We start from the raw sequence: 6,792 nt of genomic DNA, 5'->3' as shown, positions 1-6,792 counted from the left end.
TTCTTAGTGGGTGACGCATTGTAGGAAAATCCCTACGCGACCCTCTGTAATCCCTAGTCCTAAATAAGACTGCTCCGATTATTTGTTTGATAGCACCTGGCTATTGTTCAAGGGCTCGGGTGGCATCCTGGTGCCTATCCAAGACAACCGCGCCTCGGGCAATTCAGGGTGAGCGGTTGCGGACAGAGGAGGATCTGCATCGTGTTGAAACATATCGGTGTGACCGATCTTTGCGTAGGAATGTATGTCCAGGAGCTGTCCGGTTCCTGTGTAGAGCGTCCGTTCTGGAGCAAAGGCTTCCTGATTCAGAATGAGGAGGGGCTGGAGAAAGTCATTGCCTCGGACATTGATGGTGCATGGATCGACCTGTCCAAGGGGGTGGACGTACAAGCCTCTGCGCCTGCTGAAACCACTGTGCAGGCTCAGCAGTCCCCGCGCTTGTCGACCCGATCGTGCACCGAAGTACCCGGACCGCGTCCGAGGGTGGCAATGAGCGAAGAGTTGTTGAGGGCGGTCAACCTGTGCGCCAATTCCAAGGCGGCTGTCATGGAGATGTTCGGCGACTTGCGCATGGGCCGGATCGTTCAACTGGATCGAATCACGGACATGGTGGGTGAAATCTCCGACTCGCTGTTACGTCATCCGGATGCACTGCTCAGCCTGGTGCGCCTCAAGACCGCCGATGAATATACCTACATGCATTCGGTAGCCGTCTGTGGGTTGATGATTGGTTTGGCCCGTCAGTTGGATTTACCGCCGCTGCTGGTACAAGAGGCCGGGCTGGCGGGCTTGCTGCATGACGTGGGCAAGATGGTGATACCCACGGCCATCCTGGCGAAACCATTGCCCTTGAATGACACCGAACACATGACGATGCGCACGCACCCTGAGGCGGGTGCCAGGATGCTGGCGGACAGCAGGCATTTCACCTCCCGTGTGCAGGACGTTTGTCTGCATCACCATGAGAAGGTCGACGGCAGTGGCTATCCCCATAAGTTATGTGGCACCCAGATCAGTCTATTCGCGCGCATGGCCGCTGTCTGTGATGTGTATGACGCCGTGACGTCTGACCGTCCTTATCGGGATCGCTGGGGCCCCGCCGAATCGATTCGAAAAATGGCGGGATGGAGCGGGCATTTCGATCAGAAAGTGTTTCACGCCTTCGTCAAATGCATTGGTATCTATCCGGTTGGTGCTTTGGTTCGCCTTCAAAGTGGCAGGTTGGCGGTGGTGACGGAGCAACACGCCGATTATTTGCTCACGCCCAGGGTGAAGGTTTTCTACTCGGCGTCGAGTCGTGTGCCGCTGCCTCCCGAATGTATTGATCTGGCCTGTGGGCAGGACAGCATCGTCAGCATTGAGTCGGAGAAGACCTGGGGCTTCAAGAGTCTTGAAGCGCTCTGGGTGGCCACGGGGCAGGGCAGCGAGTCGCGATTTGGCTGACGCGTGCGAGTCCCAGTTTGTTTACCAGCGCCTGTCGCTGGTTTTTTTTTGCTGTCGTTTTGGGGGGCTGTCACCTTCGGGTAGGAATTCTCCTACCGCACCAACCGCAATCCTTAGGTGTAAATCAGGATGCTCCGATAGTTTCGCCGCCATCACTTGGCCATTATCTCTCCAAGTCAACAAAACCAGGCATCCCAAGGGTGGATGTCTTGCGCGGGGTCCCGTCGGATCCGCACTGAACTGGAGAGATGAAGGTGAAAGGACAGGCAATTTCTTCCCCCCTGATCTTGATGCTCCCCGCGGGACTGACGGGAGTGCTCGGGTGTGTCGCGATTCTGGTCAGCACGGACTTCAGTCTGCGCAATGCAGCCAGTTGTGCACTGGTCTTGCTCGGCGCGTTGCTGATGGGGGTGTGGAGCCTGCGTTTATTGAGCAATCGGCCGCACGCAGAGCAAGGCGACGATCAGCCACTTCACGTTGCGCTGACCGCTTCGCCGGATGAAGGATTGGGCGAGGTATGCGCGCAGGTACTGCCGATCTGGAGCCACCAGATCGATGCAGCGCGCATCCTCAGCGAGGAGTCGATCCTCAAGCTGAGTAGCCGCTTTGCGACGCTGTCGGGGGACATCAGTGCTTCTGCTTCCCACGGCGCGGACCAGAGTTCGGGCGCGCGGTTGCTGGAAATTCTTGAAGTCGGCCAGCGGGACCTGGACTCGATCATGGTTGCCCTTCGCGATGCGCTTTTGCGCAAGGAGTCGCAACTCAAGGAGGTAATGCTCCTTTCCGATTTCACCTCTCAATTGCAGGAGATGGCCAAGTTCGTCGGTGATATTGCCCAGCAGACCAATCTGTTGGCACTCAACGCCGCTATTGAAGCGGCGCGGGCAGGGGATGCCGGACGCGGCTTCGCGGTAGTGGCGGATGAGGTACGCAAACTGTCCAGTTTATCCGGGGGGACGGGGCAGAAAATCAGCGAAACGGTCAATGCCGTCAACGCTGCCATCTCTCGCACCGTCGAGCTATCCCAGCACCAGGCGCAGCAGGATTCGCAAACCCTGGCTCATTCAGAGCAATTGGTGTCCCAGGTGATCGAGCACTTCCGGCACAACGCCCAGGCCATCGTCGATACCAGCAGCAGTCTTCAGCAGCAGAGCGAAAACGTTGCCACCGAGATATCGGGGGTACTGGTCGCCCTGCAGTTCCAGGATCGAGTCGGCCAGATGCTTTCCCTGGTCAACAACGACCTTGGCAAGCTGCACGGGCATATCGTCGAACGCCAGCAATTCGCGCTCGCCGGCGGCTCACCGGCCCCGATCATCGCGGATGCCTGGCTTGAGCAATTGGCAAGCACCTACACCATGCCTGAACAGCATGCGATCCATCACGGTAAGCCTGTGGTGAGCAGTACTTCATCCGAGATCACTTTTTTCTAGGGAGTTTCCCCATGAGCAAAACCATCCTGATTGTCGATGACTCTGCTTCCATTCGCCAAGTGGTGAGCATCACCTTGAAGGGCGCCGGATACGAGGTCATCGAAGGTGTTGACGGTCGTGACGCCCTGACCAAGCTCGACGGACGCAAGATCCACCTGATTGTAAGTGACGTGAACATGCCGAACATGGATGGCCTGAGCTTCATCAAGGCCGCTAAACAACTGCCGGCCTACAAGTTCACGCCCGTGATCATGCTGACCACCGAAACCGGAGAGGCCATGAAGCAACAGGGCCAGGCCGTCGGTGCCAAGGCTTGGATGGTCAAGCCCTTCCAACCGGCGCAGATGCTCGGTGCCGTCTCCAAACTGATCATGCCGTAGCACCGCCCAGAGTCCCTGGAAAGGAGGTTGTCATGACAAACACCACGGCTTGTCTGCGTCGGATTCTGGTTCTCGAAGGGCCGCTGACCATTTACACCGCAGCCGAACGCAAAGACCTGTTGCTGGAGCTGTTTCCGTTGGCTCAGGAAGTCGAAATGGATCTGGGCGGCGTGGACGAAATGGATACCGCCGGGCTCCAGTTGTTGGTGCTGATCAAACAGGAGTCGCTGCGCCATGGTTCCAACCTGCTGCTGAGCAACCACAGTACGGCGGTGCTTGATGCACTGGACATGAGTGGGTTGCACAGCTTTTTCGACCAGTCGGCTCCGGCCCTTCAGCAGAGAGGTTGAAGCCATGAGTTCACCCATGAATCTGGATGACGTGCTACGAACGTTCATCGCCGAAAGCCAGGAGCTTTTGCTGCTGATGGAGGAGGCGTTGCTGCAGATCGAACAGGCGCCGGATGATGTCGACACCATCAACGCCCTGTTTCGCGTCGCCCATACCATCAAAGGTTCTGCCGGCCTGTTTGGCTTCACGCCGATCGTTGCCTTTACCCATGTGGCAGAAAGCGTGCTGGATCGGGTCCGTGGACATGAACTGCGGGTGGACGAATCGCTGAGTGCCTTGTTCCTGGACGTGCGGGACCACTTGTGCACGCTGATTGAATTGCTGGCCAGCCACGGCGACCTGCAAGGCATGACTGCAGAACACGAGCGGCTGGGAGCGGCGTTGGTCGAGCGTCTCAACCGCTACCTGGAACCCAGTCCAGAACCGGTGCAGTCCCTGGCAACGTTCGAACCGCTGCAATCGACTTGCGTCATGCATTGGCATATCTCCCTTCGCCTGTGTCCCGACGTTTTGCGCAACGGTATGGATCCGCTGTCGTTGTTGCGTTACCTCAACAGTTTCGGCCAGATCAGCGCGGTCGTGTGCATCACCGAGGGCATGCCGGATATCTCGGCGATGGATCCGGAAACGTGTTACCTGGGATTTGAGCTGGGGTTTGTCAGTGATGCCGACCAGGCCACCATTGAAGGGGCCTTCGACTTCGTTCGTGAGGGCAGTCAGATCTGCGTGTTGCCGTGCAACGGTGACCTGACCGGCTTGCGGGCTTTGATCGGTCGTCTCGACGCCGAGCCCGATGCCATGGTCGAGGCCTTCATCGCCTGTGGTTCCGTCACCCGTGAGGCCTGGCTGGCCAGTCCTTCTTCTGGCGAGTCGACAGCCATTGCGGTTGCCCCCGTGGCACCAGACCAGGCAGCCCGCGAGGACGTCACCAAGAGTCGGGGGGCAAAAGAGGCCCGTCCGGCCGAAGGTAATCTGATTCGGGTCGACGCCGGAAAACTGGATCAATTGATCAACCTGGTGGGCGAGCTGATCATCGCCGGCGCTGGCGCCAATCTGGGGGCCATCCAAAGCGGCATTGGCGAGTTGATTGAAGCGACCAGCTCGCTCTCGCGTCTTGTCGAGGAGGTGCGTGACTGCGCCCTGACCCTGCGGATGGTGCAGATCGGCGGCACATTCAACCGCTTCCAGCGGGTGGTGCGCGATGTCTCCAAGGAACTGGGCAAGGACATTGCCTTGCAAGTACTCGGCGCCGAGACCGAGCTGGACAAGACGGTAGTCGAACGCATTGGCGATCCCCTGACCCACCTGGTGCGCAACGCCATGGACCACGGCATTGAATCTTCCCAATTGCGCCGAGACCGTGGCAAGCCGGAGCAGGGCACGGTTCGCCTCAACGCTTATCACGAGGCCAACAGCATCGTCATTGAAGTCAGCGACGACGGTGGTGGCCTGAACAAGCAACGCATCCTGGCCAAGGCGATGGAACGCGGTCTCGTCGCCGAAGGGCAATCGCTGACCGATGGCGACATTCTCAATCTGATTTTCGAGCCAGGCTTCTCCACTGCCGACCAGGTCAGCAACCTGTCCGGGCGCGGCGTGGGGATGGATGTCGTCAAACGGAACATCGTTGCCCTGCGCGGCTCGGTCAATCTGGAAAGCGAAGAGGGCGTAGGCACCACGGTGCGTATCCGCCTGCCGCTGACCCTGGCCATCATCGATGGCTTTCTGATCGGGGTAGGCAATGCCTCTTATGTCGTGCCGCTGGACCTGGTCGAGGAGTGCATCGAGCTGTCGACCGACGACGGCAGCAGTCAGGACTTCCTGGACTTGCGAGGCTCGGTTCTTCCAGTCCTGCGCCTGCGCGAGATGTTTGCCATCGACGAGCCTAACCATGGCCGTGAAAACATCGTGGTCGTGCATTACGCGGGGATGCGGGTGGGCCTGGTCGTCGATCAATTGCTGGGAGAGTTCCAGACGGTGATCAAGCCGCTGGGCAAGATTTTCGGTACGGCCCATGGATTGGGCGGCTTCACCATCCTGGGGAACGGAGCAGTAGCGTTGATCCTGGATATTCCCAAACTACTCGGGCAAGTCGCCAGCCGGCAGAAACACGGTATGACCCTCAGCCCTGAATTGACTCAATAGTTCTCCCTGGAGTACAGCATCATGACCGTCAAAAAAAATATCTCGCTGCTGGTCGCCTCAGCCCTGTTGGGCATCCTGATTCTGGTCAGCCTCAGTCTTTACCTGATGGGCGGGGTCAGGAGCACGGCCAGCTATGCGCAAGTCAACACAGTGCCCAGCCTGCAGTTGCTGGATCACGTGGCCCTGGCCCTGGCGGACAGCCACAGCCGGCAATGGCAGAGTCTGTCCGGAACTGCCGGTAGTGCCCAGCAAAGCGACAAGGAAACGGTGCTCCAGGCGCTGGATCGCTACCAGAAAGAGTTCGTCTCCGATGATCATGATGCGACGCTGCTCAGCGCCTTGCGCAGCACGGTCAATGAATACAACCGAGGCACGGAACGTTTCGATAATGCCCTCAAGAATGCCGTCCCTGAAGCCCGTAGTCTGCTGCTCGACCTGGAGGTGACGCGCGAAAAGGTCACTTCCGCCTTGAACGATATCCGTCAGTACAACCTGGACCTGGGGCGTAAGAATGCGGCGGTCGCGGCATCGACCGAACAGACGGCGATCTACAGCATCGCGTTGGTCGGCGGCGCCACTTTGCTGGTCATCTGCTTGCTCGGTTTCTTCCTGGTACGCCGGCTGCTCCACACATTGGGTGGCGAGCCCGATGATCTCCGGCGGGTGGCCGAGCGGTTGGTGGCCGGGCAACTGGATGTGCAGGGCGGCAACAATGGCCCTGAACGTACCGGGCTGATGGGCTCCCTGGACCGGCTGAGCGGGACCTTGAACCAACTGATCAGCGAAATGAATCACATGTCCGCAGAGCACGATAAAGGCGACATCGACGTGCAGATCGATGCGGCACGCTTTGCTGGCAGCTATGGACTGATGGCCCAAGGCATCAACGATATGGTCAGTGGGCATATCAGCGTCAAGAAGCAAGCCATGGCCTGCATCAAGTCGATCAGTGAGGGCGACCTGCAGGCGTCCCTGCAAGCGTTCCCCGGCAAGAAAGCCTTTATTAACGTCACCATCGAGCATCTTCGCAGCACCATCAC

General features: G+C 58.7%; 4 protein-coding genes and 2 pseudogenes. All 6 read left to right on the top strand.

The annotated features are described in order from the left end of the window. Positions 1–201 precede the first annotated feature (201 nt). A complete protein-coding gene (locus V7773_RS11645) occupies positions 202–1,443 on the top strand; it encodes an HD-GYP domain-containing protein (RefSeq protein WP_336073489.1) in 1,242 nt (413 codons plus the stop codon). A gap of 824 nt (positions 1,444–2,267) precedes the next feature. Then, positions 2,268–2,876 (top strand): annotated as a pseudogene (locus V7773_RS30440) (methyl-accepting chemotaxis protein); the annotation flags it as partial. An 11-nt stretch (positions 2,877–2,887) separates the two neighbouring features. Beyond that, positions 2,888–3,256: a response regulator gene (locus V7773_RS11635; RefSeq protein WP_013692986.1), complete on the top strand. Its 369-nt coding sequence runs from the start codon at positions 2,888–2,890 to the stop codon at positions 3,254–3,256. 32 nt (positions 3,257–3,288) lie between these two features. Next, a complete protein-coding gene (locus tag V7773_RS11630) occupies positions 3,289–3,606 on the top strand; it encodes an STAS domain-containing protein (RefSeq protein WP_063321785.1) in 318 nt (105 codons plus the stop codon). A 16-nt stretch (positions 3,607–3,622) separates the two neighbouring features. Continuing rightward, positions 3,623–5,752 (top strand): chemotaxis protein CheA, encoded by a 2,130-nt coding sequence (locus V7773_RS11625; RefSeq protein WP_092412171.1) that lies wholly within the window; start codon positions 3,623–3,625, stop codon positions 5,750–5,752. 21 nt (positions 5,753–5,773) lie between these two features. Next, positions 5,774–6,778 (top strand): annotated as a pseudogene (locus V7773_RS30435) (methyl-accepting chemotaxis protein); the annotation flags it as partial. Between the last annotated feature and the right edge of the window lie 14 nt (positions 6,779–6,792).

The sequence above is a fragment of the Pseudomonas sp. 3JA genome (genome assembly GCF_036961705.1).
GTDB lineage: Bacteria > Pseudomonadota > Gammaproteobacteria > Pseudomonadales > Pseudomonadaceae > Aquipseudomonas > Aquipseudomonas fluorescens_Q.
This window is presented reverse-complemented; position numbering and strand designations above follow the sequence as displayed.

What these genes read in the sequence shown, in the direction of transcription:
- V7773_RS11635 (WP_013692986.1), top strand. Translation starts at nt 2,888, where the DNA reads ATGAGCAAAACCATCCTGATTGTCGATGACTCTGCTTCCATTCGCCAA.
- V7773_RS11630 (WP_063321785.1), top strand. Translation starts at nt 3,289, where the DNA reads ATGACAAACACCACGGCTTGTCTGCGTCGGATTCTGGTTCTCGAAGGG.
- V7773_RS11625 (WP_092412171.1), top strand. Translation starts at nt 3,623, where the DNA reads ATGAATCTGGATGACGTGCTACGAACGTTCATCGCCGAAAGCCAGGAG.